Raw genomic sequence first — 19,089 nt, 5'->3', positions numbered from 1 at the left:
GTCCACCGCATCTCACCGCAACACTCGTGACGATCGCGAAGCGCCCCTCGATCGGGTGAGACGGGCGGAATTGAACACCTGATTTGCCCGACGACGGAAGTGCAATATTTTTCGCGCGAGGGCTGGACAGGTTTTCGAGTGATTTGCCCGTCGGGCATTCGCGCGTTGCGAACACTTTCAGATGGCGGCGGGAGCCAAAGATGCCCCGCCGACGCGGGGCATGATGGCAGGCCTATTTCGCGAGGTGCTTGTCGAAAAACAATCCGATCTCCTCGAAGGCCTCCTTGGCCTCCGGCGAGGTGTCGTCGCGATAATATTGCGCATGCGACTGCGCCTCGAACACCTGAAGCTGGGCCTCGACGCGCGCCTCTCGCAGCTTGCGGTGGACGCGCACCGTGTTGCTGAGCAGGAGGTCGCGCGTGCCGCTGGTCAGGATGGTGGGCGGAAATTCCCTCATGTCGCCGTAGACCGGTGAGAGCAGCGGATCCTTCAAGTCATGACCTTTGGCGTAAACGACCGTGCCGGCATCGCAGAAGCCGTCTGGCGAAACCAGAACGTTGTCGAGCTTGGCATTGGTCACGAAAGTGTCGCCCACCTTGGTGACGTCGGACATCGGCGTGCCCGGTGCAATCGCACCCGGCATCGGCAGTCCGTCCTGCTTGGCCTTGAGCATCATTTCCAGCGTGAGCGCGCCGCCGGCGGAACTGCCAAACACCGCGATCTTTTTCGGATCGGTTGTCTTGAGCAACGCCTTGTAAACCGTCATGCCGTCATCGAGCGCCGCCGGGAAATAGGCCTCCGGAGGCATCCGGTAGTCGACCGAGATCACCTTGAAGCCGCCGAAGCCGGCCATGAACATCGCCTCAGGCAGAGCTGCCTCGCCGGGGTTCAGCACATAGCACCCGCCGTGCATGTGAAGCAGGACGCGATTCTGGTTCTGAGGCGGGATGCTTGCCGGGGTGACGATGAATGCCCGGACGCCGTCGATCGTGGTCTTCTCGACCTTGACGCGAAGCCGCTCCTGCATTGCCGGAAGATTCTTCAGCGTCGCCGCTGCGGTCGCCTGAACGACCGGGACCCAATCCTCGCCGGTCTTGGGCAGCACGTCCCAGCCGTTTCGCAGCGGCATGCCGACGATCTTGGCAAGCTGCGGGCTGACGGTGCCGGGCACCGGGACGGATTTGGCGGGAACCTGCAGCGCATCCGGCGCCGCGGCTTGCGCCCAACCCGCGGAAGGCGTCGCCGCGATCACGCAAAAACCGAGGCAGGCAAGCCGGCCAAACCTGTCGAGACCGAATTCGATCATATGTCTCCTCCACTTCAGAGATAGATTTTTGTTGGTTCTGGATGGCACGCGGCATGAGCACGCATCTCGCGGCAAGCCTCGGGATGCGAAGTCGTGATGCGGCGCGTGGTGACGAGGAGCCGTCGCGTCTTATGAGGCTTCCTTGAGGATCGGGGATGCCGCTTCCTCGCCCTTGAGTTCTTCCAGGCTGCGGTGCCGGGGTTCGATTCCGAACGCCCACACGGTGACGATCTGCAGCACGAGCAGCCCGATCATCAGCGCCATCACGCCGGCGACGCCGCGCGCCTCGAACAGCATGACCACGAGGAACGGCGTGACGATGGTCGCGCCGCGCCCGAGCGTGTTGACGATGCCGGAGGCGCGCAGCCGGACCTCGGTCGGGAACAATTCGGGGATGTAGACGCCGAACAGAAGTGCGACCAGCACGTAGATCGGAACCGTCAGCGCAAATCCCACGGCCGGCAGCAGCACCGGATCGGAGATCATCGGATAGATGATTCCGAGCACGACCGAGATCAGCGAGGCGCCGATGATGGTCGGCTTGCGGCCCCAGCGGTCCGCGGTCAGCGCGCCGATCGCCGAGCCGACCGGGGCGCCGAGCGCCATCAGCAGCGAATAGCCGAACGAGGTGGCGATCGACAGACCCTGCTTGATGAAGAACACCGGCAGCCACGTGATGAAACCATACAGCAAGGTGTTGATGGTGATCAGGCAGACTGCGCCGACGATCATCCGCGAGAGCAGCGGCGCGGTGAACAACGTGCCGAGATCGGGCGATACGGGCGTTGCGACCCCGGGCGCCGGCGGGGGCAGGGGACGGCCCTGGGCCGCTTCCTTCTCGATGGCCTGCATCAGCGCTTCCGCTTCCGCGGTGCGGCCCACGGCCTCCAGCCAGCGGGGAGATTCCGGCAGCGACTTGCGCAGGTACCAGACAATGAGCGCGCCGACGCCGCCGATCACGAACATCGCGCGCCAGCCGAATTGCGGAACGACGACCGATGCCACCAGCAAGGCCACGGGCAGGCCCGTCACCACGCAGACCGCCGTGAAGCCGAGCCACTTGCCGCGGCTCCGCGCCGGCACGAATTCGGTCATCGTGGAATAGCCGACGACGTTCTCGGCGCCGAGGCCGACGCCCATCGCGAAACGGCAGGCGATCAGAAATGCCATGTTCGGAGCAAACGCCGCCGCGAGAGACGCGATGCCGAACAACAGCAAATTGAACTGATAGGTGAAGCGGCGCCCGTAACGGTCGCCGAGGAAGCCGGTGCCGAACGATCCCAGCATCATGCCGACAAAGGTCGCCGAGATGAAGGCGGCATTCTGGGCCAGCGTGGAAAACCCGGTCTTCAGTGTCACGCCGAGCACCGTCCCGGCGATGTAGATATCGAACCCGTCGAAAAACATCCCGATGCCGATCAGCAGCATGATGCGGCGATGGAATGGCCCGATCGGAAGCCGATCAAGACGGCTGCCTGCGTTGACCGATGTCGACATGTGCGCTCTCCCCTGTCTGCTATTCCTGTTGGCGGCCGCCTCTCGCGGGCGTTGTGCCGATTGCAATGGCTGCTAAAGCGCGATGAGATTGGGTTGAATCGTCATCGCGCTTTAGCTCTCTGTTTGAGCATGATCTCCGCGCAAACGCTTCGCGTTTGTCGCGAGGGAAAACCGCTTCACACTTTTCCGGATCATGCTTCAGTTCAATCGCTGCTGGCTCGCTGTGTCGCGGTACCAGTCGAACGGCTGCTCATGGGTCGCGACCATCACGCTCTTGGTGTTGAAGTGATCGTCGAAGCTCTCGGTGCCGCATTCGCGACCGATGCCGGAGTCGTCGACGCCGCCCCAAGGCGAGGCTGGGTCGAGCCGGTGGTGATCGTTGATCCAGACGATGCCGGCCTTCACTGCCGCGGCCACGCGATGGGCGCGCGCGACGTCGCGGGTACGGACCGCGGCGGCGAGCCCGAACGGGGAATCATTGGCGAGCCGCAGTGCGTCGGCCTCGTCCTTGAACGGCGTTACCGAGGTGAACGGCCCGAACACTTCTTCCTGGAAGATGCGCATGTCCGACCGGACGTCGGCAAATACCGTCGGCTCGACGAAATATCCGTTGTCGTGGCCCGGAACCTTGGCGGCGACGCCGCCGGTCACGAGCCGAGCACCGTCCTCATGGCCGTAGCGCGAATAGGCAAGCACGCGGTCGCGCTGGCGCGCCGAGATCACCGGGCCGAGCTGGGTGTTCGGATCGAAGGGATCGCCGATCCGGATCGTGCGGGTCTTGGCCTTCAGCTTTTCGACGAACTCGTCATAGATCGAAGCCTGCACGATGTGACGCGACGCGCAGACGCAGGTCTGGCCGGCGCCGATGAAGGCGCCGAACGCCGCGTAATTGACGGCGCGGTCGACGTCGAAATCGTCGAACACCATCACCGGCGTCTTGCCGCCGAGCTCCATGGTCTGGTGCGCGAACACTTTTGCCGCCGCGCTGCCGGCGATGCGCCCCGCCTCGGTACCGCCGGTCAGCACCAGCTTGTTGATGTCGCCGTGCTCCGCCAGCATCCTGCCCGCGCTCTGACCGAGCCCCAGCACGATGTTGAAGACGCCCGGCGGCAGTCCCGCCTCGGTGAAGATCTGCGCGAGCTTCAGCGTCGTGAGTGGCGTGTATTCCGACGGCTTGACCACGGTGACGCAACCGGTCGCCAACACCACCGCGAGCGACTTGCACAGGATCATCAGGGGATGGTTGAACGGGGTGCAGTTGGCGACCACGCCGATCGGCGTGCGCAGCGTGTAGTTCAGGTAGGAGCCTTCGACCGGGATCACGGAATCACGGCGCGATAATGCGAGCCCCGCGAAGTAGCGGAAGAAGTCTGGCAGACGCGAAAGCTGGGCGCGGGTCTCGTTGACCGGCCGCCCGTTGTTGAGGGTTTCCAACCGGTACAGCGTGTCCAGATTGGCCTCGAAGGCATCGGCGAGCCTGTTGACGAGCTTCGCGCGCGCGCGCGTGTCCAGGCCACCCCACGCCTTGCCTTCGAAGGCGGCGCGCGCGCTCTTCATCGCACGCTCGATGTCCGCAGGCGTCGAGTTCGGAATCCGGGCGATGACGTCGCCGGTGGCGGGATTGCGAACGTCGAGCATCTCGCCATTGCCGGCCTCGATTTCGCGCCCGTCGACGAAATTGCCGTGGATCTCGACGTCGATCGACGCCGGCTTCGACGGAATGTTCATGATCACCTCTCTTCGATGATGACGGCGTTGCGCCTGAGCGCCGGCAGGACACGCTTCTCGGTGGCCACGATGTGGGCCTTGATGATGCGCGCCGCGCTGCGAGTCTCGCGCCGTTGCATGGCCTCGATCAGGGCGACGTGCTCGGCGACGAGCTTTGCCGGATCGTGGCCCCTCAGATTGGAAACGCTGACGCGCACCAGCCGGTCGGCCTGACCGATCAGGTCGCACAGCGCCGCGGCCATCCGCCGATTGCCGGACGCGTGCGCCAGCGCGGTGTGGAACGCGCGGTTGTAGGCGATGAAGTTCTCATGATTGCCGGAGAAGCGGCGAAACTCGTCGAGCGATTTCAGCACGCTGTCGGACGCGCCCTCGATCGCCTCAGTGACGCAGGCCGGCTCGAGCGCAAGGCGGAAGCGCAGCAGGTCGCGCGCATCCGAGAGCGAGATCGGATTAACCCGATAACCCTGGCGCGGGTGCACCGTCACGAGATGCTCGCGCTCGAGCCTCAGGAGCGCATCCCGGACCGGCTGGCGGCTGACAGCATAGCGCTCGGCGAGATCCTGCTCGCGCATTTCATCGCCGGGCGCGAAGTGACATGATAAAATATCAGATCGGATATTTTCGTAGATATTGTCGCGCAAGAGCATGTTTTTGATCAGCCTCTCTTGCCACAATGTTGCAGTCGTGAAATATCACGTCAAGGGTCAAACGGATGAAATTCGCGAGATTTGACCGCCAGCCCGGGATCGGGCGCCCTCGGCGTTTGACGCCAGGCGAGCTCAAGGGATCGGCAATGGACAGGCTTTTCGCCAACGGCACCGTCAACGCAGCGCAATCGGGCGAGGGATCGCCGCTGTTCCTGTTCCATTCGCTGCTGTCGGATCGCGCGAGCTTCGATGCGATCGTGCCGAAGCTTGCGACATCGTTCCGGACCATCGCGCCGGAACTGCCGGGATTCGGGCGCTCGCGGGCGGTGGACGGCGGCCTCGCCGCGATCGCCGACCGCATGGCGGAGGCGGTCCAAGATGCGGCGGGCGGCGAGGCGGCGATCGTGCTCGGCAACGGCTATGGCGGGTTCGTCGCGCTGCAGATGGCGATCCGGCATCCTGCGATCGCGAGCAAGCTCATTCTCGCCGATTGCGGCGCGGCATTCTCCGAGCCCGGCCGCGAGGCGTTCCGCAACATGGCGAAGCTGTCCCGCGAAAAAGGATTGGGCGCGATTACCGACGTCGCGATGCGGCGGCTGTTCGCGCCCGACTTCCAGGCGCGGCATCCCGCGTTGATGCAGGATCGCCGCGCGGCCTTCCTGCGCACCGATGCCGGCGTGCTCCAAGCCGCCTGCGAGGCGCTCGCAAGCCTCGATCTTCGCTCGGAGCTTCGCGGCGTGAACGTGCCGGCCCTCGTCCTGGTCGGCGAGCACGACGAAGCGACGCCGCCGCCGATGTCCCATGAACTGGCGGCGGGACTGCCTCGCGCCGAGCTCAAGATCATTCCGGGATGTGCGCACGTGCCGCAATTGCAATCGCCGGAGCTGTTTCTCGAGACGATCGGCGATTTTCTGCCGGGCGCTCGTCCGGCCGCCGCCTAACCCGCCTGCCGACAATTTGGGCACGACGCCCAGCTAATGCGTTTCACCTCGGACCGGGTCTCTGCCTAATCTGGTGCAGAGACGGAGGCGAAACGACATGCATGCGATCCTGGATCATTGCAGCGGAGCGGCACGGCGGAGCCTGCCGGCGGGCACGTCCTTCATCGATGAGGGCGGCAGGACGGGGCATCTGTTCGTGCTGATCGACGGCAAGGTCGAGGTCGTGAAGGGCGACAGCGTGGTCGCCGTGATCAGCGAGCCCGGCGCAGTGTTTGGCGAGATGTCGGTGCTGCTCGAGCAGCCGCATTCCGCAACCGTGCGCACCTCGGCCGACTCCACGCTGTACGAATTTGAGGATGCGGCGTCCTTCCTGCGCGACCAGCCGACGGTGGCAATCTTGATCGCGCGGCTGTTGGCGCAGCGGCTCCACGTCGCCACGACTTATCTCGCCGATCTGATGCACCAATATGCCGACCATGGCACGCATCTCGCGATGGTCGGCGAAGTGCTGCAGAGCATGATCAGCCTGCCGCCGATGCAGGTCGTGCCGGGGTCGGATCGGCAATCCGATCCAAGGCTGTGAGCCAGTCCGGCGGTTCGAGAACGGGTGCCGCCGGCCGATGCAGGGGCTGCCTGAGATCGATGGTCCGTGCGTCGCCGGCGGCAAGCCAGAACGCCTGTCCCCGGTCGAGATCGAGCACGATGTAGACCGGCGGCCGGCCGGGCTGCAGGCCGGCGTTGAACACCCAGGTCGCGCCGATCCGATCGTACCACGAGCCGTCGGGTATGAACGGCGACTGATGGACATGGCCGGAAATCACCATCGACGGATGGTGGCGGGCGATCCACTGCGCCAGTTCGACATCGCCGAAGAAGCGCTTGCCGCCCCAGCTTGTCGGCGAATTCGCCGGCGGAGCGTGATGCACCCAGATCCAGCGGCCGTGCGGCATCGCCGCGGCTTCGCGAAGCTGATCGTCGATGCGCGCCTTGACCAGCGGGCCATCCCACCATGGGCAGACCGTGAACAACGTGTCACCGATGGTCAGGTTGTCGCCGTCACAGGCAATGCCGAACTCCCTGGCTTCGGCGATCCAGCGCGCGATCTTCTCGCCATCCGCGCTGCGCTCGTCGAGGTCGTGATTGCCGGAGCAGAGGATGACGCGGGTGCGCGCCGCCAGCAGCGACAGGTATTTCCTGACCACAACGATCTGCGCACGGAAGTCGACGAAGGAGCCGATGTCGAGCGCATCGCCGGCGAAGATCACGAGATCGAATTTCGGCGCCGCCGCCAGCAGCCAGTCGAACTGCGGCAACGAGTAGTGCAGATCGGCGACCACAAGGCAGCGCATGATCGAGCAAGGCCCGGCTGGCCCATCAAAGGGCGATCCGGAAATCGAGCAAGAACCGTGCCGTACCGCGCCAGGCGGACGCGACAGATTCCCGCAGCGAATGTGCGCGTGTCTCCCTCGCGGCGCGGCGCAAGAAGACGCAGTTAAGCCCGCGCAGCGGCGCGGGTGAACACCACCTCGATCAGCGTACCGGTCCGGCCGCCGGTCCTGATCTGAAATTTGGCGCGATTGGCCTCGACCAGCGCCTTGGTGAGCGACAGGCTGACGCCGCCGGAGCCGGCCTGGTCCGATGGCGTCGGGGCGCGGAACGGCTCCAGTGCCGCGGCGACCTCGTTGTCGTTGAGGCCCACTCCGGTGTCGCGCACGCGCAGCATGACCTCGCCGAAGTCGGACAGCGCAGTCGAAACGATCACCTGGCCGCCGGCATTGGCGAGATGAATCGAATTGCCGATCAGGTTAAGCGTGATTTGACGCAGCGCGCGCGTATCCGCAACGACTGGCGGCAGCGTATGCGCGAGCGACGTGCGGATGATGATGCGCTCGCGGTTGGCCTGCGGCTGCATCACCGCGACGCAGCTTTCCACCATCTCGTTGAGGTTCTGGCTGGTGAAGGCGAGATCAAGCTTGCCGGTCTCGATCCGCGCCAGGTCGAGCAGGTCGTTGACGATGGCGATCACGCGTTCGCCGGAGGCGCGGATGTCCCTTGTGTATTCGAGATAGCGCTCGTTGCCGAGCGCGCCGAAACGCTCGCCGATCATCACCTCGGCAAAGCCGATGATGGCGTTGAGCGGCGTGCGCAGTTCGTGGCTGATCCGCGCCAGCATGTCGGACCTGGCGTTCGCGGCGCGTTCCGCGAGCCGCCTCGCCTCGCGCAATTCGCTCTCGCTTTTCTTGGCCTGCGACAGATCGCGGAACACGGCGAAGAAGTTCGGCCTGTCGGCGCGCGTGCGGCCCATGGTGAGCGACAGCGGAATGATGCCGCCCTGGCGCACGCGCCCCAGCACCTCGCGTCCATGGTCGAGCAGGCTCGCGACACCGGCCGACTTCAGGCCCGCGAGATATTCGGACACGTCGTGCTGGCTCTCCAGCGCGAACAAATCGGCGAGATTGCGCCTGATGAACTCGTCGCCATCATAGCCGAACAGCGCCTCGGCACTGCGGTTGCAGGAACGGATGTTGCCCTCGGCATCGAACATGACGATGCCTTCGGCCGCGGTATCGAGGATCGCGCCGAGCTCTTCGGCGTCGGCATGTCCGGCGGCCGGCTCCGGCGCCGAAAGCGCCGGCTCGGCTGCCGGAGCGCGGTCCGTCCTGGCATCCGGTTCGGACAACGCCGCCGCGATGGCGGCATCCTCCGCGCGCGTGCGAGAGAAGATCAGCGCGAGCGCGGACTCACTGTCCCAGGAAATGCTGTGCAGCCGCGCGTCCGCCGCGATCGACTGCATCGCGCCATCCGCGGACTGGCTTGCCGAGATCGTCACCGGCGTGCCGGCTCCCGAGACGCCGCCCGCGTTCGACATGCCCGCTTCGACATAGAGCGCATCAAGGCCGCCGGCGTCTTCCAGCGCATGCAGGCTGTCGTAGCCCATTCGTTCCAGGAATGTGCGATTGGCATAGAGCAGGCGGTCGAGCCGGTAGATCAGGACGCCGACCGGCAGGAGGTCGAGCAGCGCCCTGTCGCGCCTGGTTTCGCCGCGCGGCGGCGGCGCGGGTTCAGCAAGCCACTGGGCCGTCCGCTCCGCCGGCGGTTCTTCTGGCGGGGGCTCGCTTGCAACAGGTTGTTCGGCGACCGTCTCGGTGGGGTCGCTTTGGCCGGAGGTTGTCGCAAGCTGCGCCACTTGCTCGAGCCGCGCCGACAATTGGCGGGCAAGCTCGTTGAACGCATTGTTTTCAACCGGCGTCAGCGACGGCGGTTTTGCATCGCCAGCGGGACGGAACGGAACCACGTTCTGTGGTGTCTCCTCGCCCATGTCCTCGCGCGTCTCGTGAGTCGGATCCACGGCTGTTTCCAGATCGGCTTGGTGTGGAGTCTCTGATGCGGTTGCCTCAATCAATTCCGAAGGTGGTGGTTTTGCTGCACCGGTTTGCGGCGGCTCCGCCGGCCGCGGCGTATCATCGCCGGACGGCGGCGCGGGTGGGCCGCCGAAGAACTCATACCGCCGCAACGCGGTGAGTCGCGCAAGTCCGTCGAGGTCGCGACACACGCCAAATCCGCGATAGCCGGCAAAATTCCCACCGCGGTCGAAGATCGGCAGACCCGACAATTCGACCGGCAGGCTGCCGCCGCCATCGACTGGCCACTCCAGGACGATGCCGCTCCAGGTGTCGCGCGTGGCCGACGCCTTCATCACGCGGCCCTCGGGATCGACCCCGAAGGTTTGCGCAATGTCGGTCCACAGCCGGCCGAACCCGGCGGCGGTGCGCGTGCCGATCAGGCGGGTGAACTCGTCCGAGCCGAGCGAAAAGCGTCCCTCATGGTCCATCTGCCACATGAAGCGCAGCGGGTATCGCCGCGCGCTCGGCAAGGGCTCGTCGAGCCAGGACGGCGGCGCGGCGGCGTGCGCTGGCGTGTCCGCGGCCGCATTGGGTGGTGGCGCATGCTCGGAAGTATCACCGGGCGCTGATGACACAGGCTCGCCCGCGACCGGCTCAATGTAGGGCGAAGGCTCGTGCGAGGACGCCTTGGCCTGATCTGCTTCAACGACCGGTTCAGCGGCGGCGGGCTGTGATTGAAACGGCTCCGCCTCCGGCGGATCGAGCGCATCGAACAGCGCGAATTCGGCCGGCGCCTCGTCGGTCAACTCGGGCGCTTCGTAATTGACGATCGGCTGTTCGACCATCGATGCGGCCTTCGGCTCGGCCGCGGGCTGCGCGACCGGCTCCGGCACCGTGCACTCCGGCGCGGCGGCCGGGGCAATCCACGCATTCATGGGCCGGGTTGCCGCGGGCCTGATCACGGCAACCAGCCCGATATCGGCGCCGCGGCCGACCCGCTGCAGCGTCACGCCGCCGATCCCGACACTGGTGGCGGCGCTGCCCTGTTTCAGCGCGTCGCTGCGCGCGGCATCCAGCCCCGCCTCAGCGAGATCGTGGAGACCGAGCAGCGAACGGGCCGCCTCGTTGGCGCCGATGAACAGGCCGTCGCGCGCAAAAGCTGCGACGGGGTGGTCGATCCCCTGCACCAGCCGCTGCAGCCGCTCGACGAACGGCATCGTGCGGCCGGTCGCACCGACCGTGGCGAGCAGAACGCCGTGGCTGCCATCGGGCAGGTCGAACCGCGCGCAGGCGCAGGTCGCAAGCATTCCGGGGGCCGCGTCAAAGCCGCGCAGGCGCTCCAACCGCACCGCGCCGCTGGCTGCAAGGCTCCGGACGAGCCGGGCGACCTGACGGCGATGCGGATCGGCCGGGCCGAACATTCGGCTTGCCAGATCGGCGCCGTTGACGCCTCCGAATACTTGCGCGCCGACCGGGTTGGCCCAAAGGATTCGCGCACCGTCCGCTGACCACAGCCATGCCGGCAGGGCGCTCGTCGCATGGTCCGCCAGCCGGGGATCGCCAAGCGCCTGGAGCTGGAATTCCGAATCATTCATTGCGCAAGACTTGGCCCGCGTTGGTTGCGCTTTCATCCCGGATCGACGCTGGAACCGGCGGCCAAGGGACGACAGCCTTAACAGAAGGTTAGTATCGCAAGCGGAGGGGCGAGGTCCACGGCCGCACCCCGCACGCGGCGCGCCCAAAGGCGGATAACGTTAACTTGCCTGAACAATCCGGATCGCTCCGGCGTTGCTGGTGTGAGCAGCCGGGAGCCAGGCCCACGATGTGAACCGACAGCGCCCCGTCAACACCCGCAAGATGGCCTCGCAAGATCCTGCCGCGAACCCGCGGGGGTGCCGGTCGGCTTGCCGAAATTGAAAGGAAACCGACCATGAACGACAACAACGGGCGTGATCGTTTCGAGATTCCCAAGGAGATGCGGTCGATGGCCGAGGCGAGCCTGGACCAGGCGCGCAAGGCGTTCGAGAAATTCGTCAGCAGCGCGGATGCGACCGCCGGCTCGATCGAGGAGCGAGGCGCGACTGTACGCGCCGGCGCCAGGGACATTTCCACCAAGGCCTTCAGCTACGCCGAAAGGAACGTGCAGACCTCGCTGGACTACGCGCAGTCGCTGCTCAAGGCCAAGGATCTGGCCGAGGTCATGAAGCTGCACAGCGAATATGTGCAGGGCCAGATGCGCTCGCTTACCGAGCAGGCCAGTGAAATGGGTCAGATGGTCAGCCGCGCTGCCATCGACGCGGTTAAGCCGAAGAGCTGACGGGCAATCTCAAATCCTCGTGACAACCCTGGGAAGAGATTTCTTGCCAGTGCATCCATCACGATCAAAAGTGCGGCATCGCGCCTCAATTTGCGTTGCGTTGCACAAAATTGACATGATAAGGGTGTTTACTCGCCAATGACCCGCAAGGGTAATCCCGTGAACCAAGGCAGCGTGATCCATTCCCAACGTGTCCGGTCATAGGTTCCGGCGCGTTCGCAATGGACACATCGTTTCATCTGTTGCGAAGGATGCACGTCAATGGCTAACCCGTCTGATCCGCTTTCTGCCTCGATCGTCCCGTTCGAGGTTCCCGAACAAATGCGCGCCTTCGCTGAGAAGGGTGTGTCGCAGGCTCGCGACAACTACGCCAGGTTCAAGGACGCCGCCGAAACCCATAACAGCACGCTCGAGGCCGTCTTCACCACAGTGAGCAAGGGTACGAGCGCCTACTCGGCCAAGATGATCGAGTTCTTCAAGGCCAACACAACCGCCTCGCTCGACTTCGCCCAGGAGCTGTTCGGCGTGAAGTCGCCGTCGGAAGCGCTTGAGCTTTGGACCTCGCACACCCGCAAGCAGTTCGAGACCTACACCGCCCAGGCCAAGGAATTGGCCGAACTCGGGCAGAAGGTCGCGGCCGAGGCCGCCGAGCCGATCAAGGCCGGCGCGTCGAAGCTCTACAAGCCCGCCGCCTGATCGTCTCAGCTTTCAGGCTAACGAAGGGCCCGGGCCGCACGGTCCGGGCTTTTTGCTGACTGGCAAGCCGCGAAATGGCGGGTGCAAATAGCCCCGTTCCGGCCTTGCCAAAGCTCGGCGTTGCACCTAGTTTCCGCCGAAATTGCCGCCCCCTTCCGAGGGGCCCGCGCGCAAGGATGCAGTTGTAGCTCAGTTGGTTAGAGCGCCTGTCTGTGGAACAGGAGGTCGGTGGTTCGAGCCCACCCAACTGTACCACTACAGTTGAATTGTCCCGCATCTCCAGCAACTTACTGATAGACCTGACGTATTCGCGCCTCCGAAAATACAAAAGGCGCTACAAATGGCGTTGCGGATGGTCGCTCTAAATCGTGCTGCTGATGGTCGCTTGTTTGCCCGCGAGGGCATCCCTGAGGATGTGCGTGACGAATACGCTCGACTGTATGGCGTTCGGCGCGAGGCACAGCTGAAGTTGCCCGGTGACACTCCGCGCCACGAAGCAAAGGCGCGACTTGGTGAATGGGAAGCCGAGGTTGAAACGCGTATCGCCACATTGCGCGCGCAACGAAACGGCGAAGGCCAGCCGCTCACCAAGCTGAACGCGATAGCGCTCGCGGGCCTCTGGTATGCGTGTTTCGTTAATCAATACGAAAACGATCCAGGGCCGCCGAAGCGTTGGCGGGAGATGAGCGACCATCTCGTGTGGAACGTTATCTACCCCGAAGCACCCGAAAGCTACCATGAGAACCCCAAGGCCGATCCTCACTGGGAATGGCAGAAGGAGCCCGAGGTTCGCGAAGCAGTGAGGCCTCAGATTGCCGAGTTGGCGCGCGTGGCGACATTTCTTGCAAGCGAGGGCAAGGCCCTGAACACCACCGCCTATGCGCTGTTTGTCGATGCTGTTGGCGACAACCTGTTACCCGCCATAAGGTTGCTTGAGCGGCGCGCTAACGGTGACCACTCCCGCGACGATACCCCGGACGGCTTCCCAGCGTTCACAGACGGTCCGACGCGAGGCTCAGGCATTAGCTGCTGGGACTTGTTCGAAGCCTTCGTGAAGGTTGTTAAGCCAGCGGAATTGCGGCTGTCGCAGCTCGGGCGCGAATGACCCGAACCGGTCTTCAAGGCACCCCACAACCGCACTACAAGTGCTAATCTCTCCCCCAGAGGCGTGGTCCTTGGAAGGGGGACACATGCGACGGCGGGATTTCATAGCGGGTGCTGCGGCACTGCTCGTTTCGTCACGGACTTCTCGGGCAGAAGGGCCGCCTCGCCGGATCGGCTATCTTGATCCTGTGCTCAAACAGTTGCCACGTTACAAGGTGTGGCTAGACAGCTTGCGCGATCATGGCTGGATCGAAGGGAAGAACCTCATCATTGATTACCGGTCGACCGAGGGGCAAGCCGAGCGCATACCGCCTCTAGCGAACGAGCTTGTCGCTCTCAAGCCCGATGTGCTCGTTGGCGTGAGCCCGCAGGTGGCCTTAGCCCTGAAATCGGCAACGGCAACTATCCCGATTGTATTCGTGGCCGTGTTTGATCCCGTGGCGACCGGCCTCGTCCAAAGCCTGTCGCGCCCGGGCGGCAACATAACGGGTCTTGCGACCTACGCGCCGGGAGATTGGCTCGCGAAGCGAATAGAAATCTTGCGGGAACTAGTGCCTGCCACCTCGAAGGTTGCGCTCTTGGTCAATCCCGGCAACCCGTCGCACAGGCTCGTATTGGCCAACGAACTGTCCCGCACAGCCCGGACCATGGGCGTGGCTCTACCGATAGTCGAGGCAACCACGGCTGATGAACTCGATGTGGCCTTTGCGTCGGCCGCCCAGCAAGCCGATGCGATGATTGTCTTCAGCGATAACCTAACTGCAAGAGGCCCCGCGCGTTGCCGCGCTCGCGGCAAATCATCATCTGCCTGCGATCTACCTATTCAGTGGGTCAGCCCGGGACGAATTGATCGTGTACGGCCCCGACATAGCCGATCTGCTCCGCCATGCTGGCGGCTACGTCGATAAAATTCTCAAAGGCACCAAACCTGCGGACCTGCCAGTTGAGCAGCCGACCAAATTCGAGCTGGTCATCAACATGAAGACTGCGAAGGCACTCGGCCTCACCGTACCGCCCTCGTTGCTTGTCCGCGCCGACGAGATAATCGAATAGTCATCGATGTCTGCTTGTGGCCCATCGCGTCGCTTCGGTGCGATGATGAATGTCGTCGCTACTGTCGCATAGCGGAAGTCGAGCCTCGGCACGAGAAACGCCCCGGCGCTCGGTGTTCCCCGATGATCACCTATGCTACCTCGCGTTCTGTCGTATCGAGTGCGCCTGAAGGTTCTCCAGCGTGGCAATGGTCGCCTCAATATTCTTCCTTCGCATCCTCAGGCTCGGCGCCAGCACCGGATAGGCCGCGTCCGACGCGTCACGCATTCCCGCGCGCGTCTCCTCGTGTTCGATATCGGCAGTGAGCAGGTCCGCCCTCCGCGAGGTCGCCGATCAGTGTCACGATTTGAAGCCTCTACGCTGCTGCTGTTCTCCGGGGCGTCTTAAGTTGATACGAGATTGGCATTGGCAGCCTCAGCGCTGGAATGATTTGGGACGTGCTCGCGGTGCATTCCCGGGTAGAGCAAGGGCGGTGCTAATGAGCCACGGGGCAACGCAGGACAGGCACCGAACCCCAGGATGCCATGGGTTTCCATTTGTTGACGAGGGCCGCCCCTAAGCCCAGACTGGCGGCAGGCGGCATCCGGGCAAGGATGGCGTCGCTGGGGCAGCTTGGCCATGAAGCAAAAGCAGCCAGCACGGGTCGGACGCCGGTTGGCGGCCATAGTCGCCACTGACGTGGCCGGCTACTCGCGGCTCATGGGCCTCGACGAAGTGGGCACCGCCCGTACTCTCCGTGAACACCGGAAGGTTACCGATGCTCTCGTGGCGAAACACGGGGGACGCCTCGTGAAGAGCACGGGGGACGGTGTGCTGCTTGAGTTTCCTTCGGTGGTCGATGCGGTCGAGTGCGCCGTCGCTGTGCAAGCGGTGATGGCCAAGCGAAACAACGGTGTTCCCGAGACACGGCGCATGCTGTTTCGGATCGGGATCAACCTCGGCGACATACTAATCGAGGGTGACGACATTCTGGGAGATGGCGTCAATGTCGCAGCGAGGCTTGAGGGGATGGCTGAGCCCGGGGGCATCTGTATCTCGTCATCCGCTTATGAACAGGTTCGCGACAAGGTCCCCGTCGATTTCACCGACCTTGGCGAGCAACTCCTAAAGAACATCGCTCGACCGATCCGCGCCTATGCGGTCGGCGGCAACGCAAACGCAGATCGGGCTGTCCCGCTGTCAACCTCCTCCCCGCGTCTTTCGATCGTGGTGCTGCCGTTCGCAAACATCGGTGGCGATCCCGAGCAAGACTACTTCGTGGATGGTGTGACCGAGAGCCTGACCACGGACTTGTCGCGTATCAGCGGCTCGTTCGTCATCGCTCATAACACGGCGCTCACGTTCAAGGGCAAGCCCGTGGACGTAAAGAAGCTGGGACGTGAGCTGAACGTCCGCTATGTGCTGGAAGGCTCTTTGCAACGCGGCGGCAACCGCCTTCGCGTGAATGTGCAGTTGATCGACGCCGAGACCGGCAATCACCTTTGGGCCGAACGGTTCGATAAGCCCGTCGCTGATCTATTCGAGATGCAGGACGAAATCGTATCGAGGCTTGCCAATACGCTGAACACGCAGCTCGTTGCGGCCGAAGCCCGGCGAGCAGAGCGTTCGCTGCACCCCGATGCAATGGACTTGTACTTCCGCGGCATGGCTTGCATACACAGGGGGTTAACCAACGAATACATGGCCAAAGCGCAGAACTTTTTCGAACGTGCCGTGGCGCTTGATCCCGGGAATATTGAGGCGTTGGTCGGCGCGGCAGGCGCTACCTTAAACCAAGGTGCCACTTTTGTTGGCGATGACCGGGCCGCGCGGCTGGCCGCTGCTGAAGGCAGCCTGATCAAGGCACTGTCCACAGCCCCCGAGCACCCATTGGCTCACATGTATCTGGGCGCTGTCCAAATCTTCACAAATCGCGCTACTCAAGGGATCTATGAATGCGAGCGAGCATTGGCGCTGGACCGAAATCTGGCCAATGCGCATGCCTGGATTGGTGTTGCCAAGCTTTACATGGGACGCGGCCAGGAGACCGAGGCACATATCCGCGAGGCGCTTCGCCTTTCCCCGCGCGATACCTTCGCCTTCCGCTGGATGATGTGGGTTGGTCAGTCGAAGTTTTGGTTCAGCGCAGATGCCGAAGCGGTCGGCTGGTTCCGTAAGGGCATCGAGGCCAACCGCAATTTTGCTATCGCTCATTTCCTCTTCGGAGCTACTTTGGCGTGGCTCGGCTCGCTAGACGAGGCGCGCGCCGTTGTGCAAGCCGGACTTGCGCTTGATCCAAGCTTCACGGTTCGCCGCTTTCGCGCCGGTGCACCGAGCGACAACCCGGCTTTCCTTGCCGCACGCGAGCGGGCCTATCAGGGCATGCGCATGGCCGGAGTACCCGAAGGGTAGGGATCAGGGCACGCATGTCAGACCCTATGACAGTCAGCCGGAAGCTCCTCGCAGTCTTCGCAGCGGATGTGGAAGGCTACAGCCGCCTCATGGGCGCTGACGAGGTCGGCACGCTCAAGGGGCTGACTGAACGGCGCGCGATCCTCGACAAGTTCATTGAAGAGCACAGGGGCCGCATAGCGAACACGGCGGGCGACAGTGTCCTTGCGGAGTTCGGAAGCGCCGTGGAGGCCGTGCAGTGCGCGGTGGAGGCGCAGACCGCTTTGGCCGAAGCGAACTCCAGTCTCGCACCCGAGCGCCGCATTAGCTTCCGCATCGGTGTACACATTGGAGATGTGATGGTTCGCGCTGGGGACCTCTTCGGCGACGGCGTGAACATTGCCGCGCGTCTGCAGTCCGTTGCGAAGCCGGGTGGCGTGTGTATCTCCGGGGCGACGTACGATCAGGTACGCAAGGTCCTGCCGATGGCTTTCGTAGACCTTGGTGCTCAGCAGGTGAAGAACATCCAAGAGCCAATCAGGGCCTATCAGGTGGGTGGGCCGAGTGAAACCCAACGGGCCGCTGAGCGTGTTGGTCAGACTGAGAGCCCACCTCCGCTACCCGACAAGCCCTCTATTGCGGTTCTGCCATTCCAGAACCTGTCCGGCGATCCCGAGCAGGAATACTTCGCGGACGGAATGGTTGAGGAAATCATCACCGCGCTTTCGCGGTTCAAATGGTTGTTCGTCATCGCTCGCAATTCGAGCTTTACGTTCAAGGGCAAAGCCGTCGATATAAAGGAGGTCGGGCGTCGGCTTGGCATCCGCTATGTCCTTGAGGGGTCCGTGCGCAAGGCGGCGGGGAAAGTTCGCATCACCGGGCAATTGATCGATGCGACTACAGGGGTACACATATGGGCGGACAGGTTTGAGCGTGACCTAACCGACGTTTTCGCTCTTCAGGACGAAGTAACCATCGCCGTTGTTTCAGCCATCGAGCCAAAGATGCTTCAAACAGAAATTGAAACGGCGACGCGGCGACGACCAGAAAACCTCACCGGCTATGATTTTTATCTCCGAGCCACGCAGCAGTTCTACCTAACGACCCGCGAAGGGTTGGCCGAGGCGATAAGGCTGGCTCATCGTGCCTTGGAGCTCGACCCTCGGTTCGGCGCTGTTGCGGCACTGGCAGGTATCTGCCACCTGCTCAACGTCGTTTGGGGCTATAGCAACGATCCGCAGTTCGACCGCAAGGAAGCAGTTCGGCTCGTTCGTTTGGCATTGAGCATCGATGATAGTGATCCAGACGTGTTAGCAAGGGCTTCCGTAATTTCGGCGTACATGATCGGCGATAGTGAAGCCGAGATCGAAATGACTGACCGGGCGGTCGCGCTCAACCCAAACTCATGGCTCGCATGGACCGGCAGAGGCCATGTCTATAGAATTGCGGGGCTGCCGGAGGAAGCGATCCGGAGCTATGAACGTGCCATTCGCATGAGCCCGGTAGACCCGCGACTACACATGACGCTTCATGGCATTGGGATAGCCCTTATTGAGCTTCGCCGCTTTGACGAGGCCGTCGTCGTAGGGAAGAGAGCTCAACGTCAGATCCCCTCCTTTCGGACAACCTACCTCTGCCTCGCGTCCGCCTACGCCCATCTCGGACGTGACGCTGAGGCACACGACGCGGCGGCGCGTCTGCTTGAGATCGATCCCGCCTTTCAAATATCGGCCTTAATCGCCCGGGGCGGACAATCAAACGCAAAGCTGTATATTGAGGGTCTTCGGAAGGCCGGGTTGCCCGAATGACTCCGGTGTATCCCCTCGTTCCCTGTGTCGACCACGCGGCCCTGTGAACCTCGGCGGCGGCTGGGTCTTTAAGGGCAAATAGTGTGAAATCGGGATGGCCCGCCCGCGTAGAACCGCAGGTCCGCCCGAAAGGGGACCCAAATCAAACGGGCGCGCCGCGAGACGGCTTGATCGACGGACCCGATCTTTTGGCGCTGCTCGGAAAGCACGGCTACAGCTTCAGGATAGAATCCCGGTCCTGATTCGTATCGGCGGCACTACGATTCTGGAGACGAAGC

The 19,089-nt window shown here is 63.5% G+C and carries 16 protein-coding genes and 1 tRNA gene; 10 read left to right on the top strand and 7 right to left on the bottom strand.

The features are described 5' to 3' along the window. Window positions 1-232: 232 nt before the first annotated feature. The 4 genes from JQ553_RS33135 to JQ553_RS33120 all read right to left on the bottom strand — a co-directional run bounded on the left by JQ553_RS33135 (window position 233) and on the right by JQ553_RS33120 (window position 5,178). Window positions 233-1,306 (bottom strand): alpha/beta hydrolase, encoded by a 1,074-nt coding sequence (locus tag JQ553_RS33135; RefSeq protein ID WP_212504283.1) that lies wholly within the window; start codon window positions 1,304-1,306, stop codon window positions 233-235. A 129-nt stretch (window positions 1,307-1,435) separates the two neighbouring features. Continuing rightward, window positions 1,436-2,803 (bottom strand): MFS transporter, encoded by a 1,368-nt coding sequence (locus JQ553_RS33130; RefSeq protein WP_212504282.1) that lies wholly within the window; start codon window positions 2,801-2,803, stop codon window positions 1,436-1,438. A 198-nt stretch (window positions 2,804-3,001) separates the two neighbouring features. Continuing rightward, entirely contained in the window at window positions 3,002-4,531 is a 1,530-nt protein-coding gene (locus tag JQ553_RS33125; RefSeq protein ID WP_212504281.1) for an aldehyde dehydrogenase, read from the bottom strand. A 2-nt stretch (window positions 4,532-4,533) separates the two neighbouring features. Further along, the gene (locus tag JQ553_RS33120) at window positions 4,534-5,178 is read right to left on the bottom strand and encodes a GntR family transcriptional regulator (protein ID WP_212504280.1); all 645 of its coding nucleotides are present in this window, start codon (window positions 5,176-5,178) and stop codon (window positions 4,534-4,536) included. Window positions 5,179-5,324: 146 nt separating this feature from the next. Between JQ553_RS33120 and JQ553_RS33115 the strand changes: the two genes are divergently transcribed. Then, complete coding sequence (locus tag JQ553_RS33115) at window positions 5,325-6,119, top strand: alpha/beta fold hydrolase (RefSeq protein WP_212504279.1); 795 nt, start codon at window positions 5,325-5,327, stop codon at window positions 6,117-6,119. A gap of 97 nt (window positions 6,120-6,216) precedes the next feature. Next, complete coding sequence (locus JQ553_RS33110) at window positions 6,217-6,702, top strand: Crp/Fnr family transcriptional regulator (RefSeq protein ID WP_212504278.1); 486 nt, start codon at window positions 6,217-6,219, stop codon at window positions 6,700-6,702. On the opposite strand, the gene JQ553_RS33105 is transcribed toward JQ553_RS33110, so the two are convergent. Then, window positions 6,641-7,468, bottom strand: coding sequence for a metallophosphoesterase (locus tag JQ553_RS33105; RefSeq protein ID WP_212504277.1), 828 nt, complete (start codon window positions 7,466-7,468; stop codon window positions 6,641-6,643). The genes JQ553_RS33110 and JQ553_RS33105 overlap by 62 nt on opposite strands. Window positions 7,469-7,611: 143 nt before the next feature. Beyond that, window positions 7,612-11,058, bottom strand: a complete 3,447-nt coding sequence (locus JQ553_RS33100) for a PAS domain-containing protein (RefSeq protein ID WP_212504276.1) — start codon at window positions 11,056-11,058, stop codon at window positions 7,612-7,614. A 335-nt stretch (window positions 11,059-11,393) separates the two neighbouring features. On the opposite strand from JQ553_RS33100, the gene JQ553_RS33095 reads away from it, so the two are divergent. The 6 genes from JQ553_RS33095 to JQ553_RS35020 all read left to right on the top strand — a co-directional run bounded on the left by JQ553_RS33095 (window position 11,394) and on the right by JQ553_RS35020 (window position 14,633). After that, entirely contained in the window at window positions 11,394-11,780 is a 387-nt protein-coding gene (locus tag JQ553_RS33095; protein WP_212504275.1) for a phasin family protein, read from the top strand. A 261-nt stretch (window positions 11,781-12,041) separates the two neighbouring features. Further along, window positions 12,042-12,476: a phasin gene (locus tag JQ553_RS33090; RefSeq protein ID WP_212504274.1), complete on the top strand. Its 435-nt coding sequence runs from the start codon at window positions 12,042-12,044 to the stop codon at window positions 12,474-12,476. Between the two features lie 178 nt (window positions 12,477-12,654). Next, a tRNA-His gene (locus tag JQ553_RS33085) sits at window positions 12,655-12,731 on the top strand. An 85-nt stretch (window positions 12,732-12,816) separates the two neighbouring features. Further along, complete coding sequence (locus JQ553_RS33080; RefSeq protein ID WP_212504273.1) at window positions 12,817-13,581, top strand: hypothetical protein; 765 nt, start codon at window positions 12,817-12,819, stop codon at window positions 13,579-13,581. Window positions 13,582-13,666: 85 nt separating this feature from the next. Continuing rightward, window positions 13,667-14,488 (top strand): ABC transporter substrate-binding protein, encoded by an 822-nt coding sequence (locus JQ553_RS33075; protein ID WP_283817318.1) that lies wholly within the window; start codon window positions 13,667-13,669, stop codon window positions 14,486-14,488. After that, window positions 14,433-14,633 (top strand): ABC transporter substrate binding protein, encoded by a 201-nt coding sequence (locus JQ553_RS35020; protein WP_312015225.1) that lies wholly within the window; start codon window positions 14,433-14,435, stop codon window positions 14,631-14,633. Before JQ553_RS33075 ends, JQ553_RS35020 begins: the two co-directional genes overlap by 56 nt. 135 nt (window positions 14,634-14,768) lie before the next feature. Here JQ553_RS35020 and JQ553_RS35015 read toward each other — a convergent pair whose 3' ends face one another. Further along, a complete protein-coding gene (locus JQ553_RS35015) occupies window positions 14,769-14,900 on the bottom strand; it encodes a hypothetical protein (protein ID WP_283817316.1) in 132 nt (43 codons plus the stop codon). A gap of 351 nt (window positions 14,901-15,251) precedes the next feature. Here JQ553_RS35015 and JQ553_RS33065 point away from each other — a divergent pair, with 351 nt between their 5' ends. After that, window positions 15,252-17,024: an adenylate/guanylate cyclase domain-containing protein gene (locus JQ553_RS33065; RefSeq protein WP_212504272.1), complete on the top strand. Its 1,773-nt coding sequence runs from the start codon at window positions 15,252-15,254 to the stop codon at window positions 17,022-17,024. A gap of 14 nt (window positions 17,025-17,038) precedes the next feature. After that, complete coding sequence (locus JQ553_RS33060; protein WP_249144819.1) at window positions 17,039-18,811, top strand: adenylate/guanylate cyclase domain-containing protein; 1,773 nt, start codon at window positions 17,039-17,041, stop codon at window positions 18,809-18,811. The last annotated feature ends 278 nt before the right edge of the window (window positions 18,812-19,089 follow it).

This window comes from Bradyrhizobium lablabi, from assembly GCF_018131005.1.
Classification (GTDB): Bacteria; Pseudomonadota; Alphaproteobacteria; order Rhizobiales; family Xanthobacteraceae; genus Bradyrhizobium; species Bradyrhizobium lablabi_D.
This window is presented reverse-complemented; position numbering and strand designations above follow the sequence as displayed.

What these genes read in the sequence shown, in the direction of transcription:
- JQ553_RS33135 (WP_212504283.1), bottom strand. Translation starts at nt 1,306, where the DNA reads ATGATCGAATTCGGTCTCGACAGGTTTGGCCGGCTTGCCTGCCTCGGT.
- JQ553_RS33130 (WP_212504282.1), bottom strand. Translation starts at nt 2,803, where the DNA reads ATGTCGACATCGGTCAACGCAGGCAGCCGTCTTGATCGGCTTCCGATC.
- JQ553_RS33125 (WP_212504281.1), bottom strand. Translation starts at nt 4,531, where the DNA reads ATGAACATTCCGTCGAAGCCGGCGTCGATCGACGTCGAGATCCACGGC.
- JQ553_RS33120 (WP_212504280.1), bottom strand. Translation starts at nt 5,178, where the DNA reads ATGCTCTTGCGCGACAATATCTACGAAAATATCCGATCTGATATTTTA.
- JQ553_RS33115 (WP_212504279.1), top strand. Translation starts at nt 5,325, where the DNA reads ATGGACAGGCTTTTCGCCAACGGCACCGTCAACGCAGCGCAATCGGGC.
- JQ553_RS33110 (WP_212504278.1), top strand. Translation starts at nt 6,217, where the DNA reads ATGCATGCGATCCTGGATCATTGCAGCGGAGCGGCACGGCGGAGCCTG.
- JQ553_RS33105 (WP_212504277.1), bottom strand. Translation starts at nt 7,468, where the DNA reads ATGCGCTGCCTTGTGGTCGCCGATCTGCACTACTCGTTGCCGCAGTTC.
- JQ553_RS33100 (WP_212504276.1), bottom strand. Translation starts at nt 11,058, where the DNA reads ATGAATGATTCGGAATTCCAGCTCCAGGCGCTTGGCGATCCCCGGCTG.
- JQ553_RS33095 (WP_212504275.1), top strand. Translation starts at nt 11,394, where the DNA reads ATGAACGACAACAACGGGCGTGATCGTTTCGAGATTCCCAAGGAGATG.
- JQ553_RS33090 (WP_212504274.1), top strand. Translation starts at nt 12,042, where the DNA reads ATGGCTAACCCGTCTGATCCGCTTTCTGCCTCGATCGTCCCGTTCGAG.
- JQ553_RS33080 (WP_212504273.1), top strand. Translation starts at nt 12,817, where the DNA reads ATGGCGTTGCGGATGGTCGCTCTAAATCGTGCTGCTGATGGTCGCTTG.
- JQ553_RS33075 (WP_283817318.1), top strand. Translation starts at nt 13,667, where the DNA reads ATGCGACGGCGGGATTTCATAGCGGGTGCTGCGGCACTGCTCGTTTCG.
- JQ553_RS35015 (WP_283817316.1), bottom strand. Translation starts at nt 14,900, where the DNA reads ATGCGTGACGCGTCGGACGCGGCCTATCCGGTGCTGGCGCCGAGCCTG.
- JQ553_RS33065 (WP_212504272.1), top strand. Translation starts at nt 15,252, where the DNA reads ATGAAGCAAAAGCAGCCAGCACGGGTCGGACGCCGGTTGGCGGCCATA.
- JQ553_RS33060 (WP_249144819.1), top strand. Translation starts at nt 17,039, where the DNA reads ATGTCAGACCCTATGACAGTCAGCCGGAAGCTCCTCGCAGTCTTCGCA.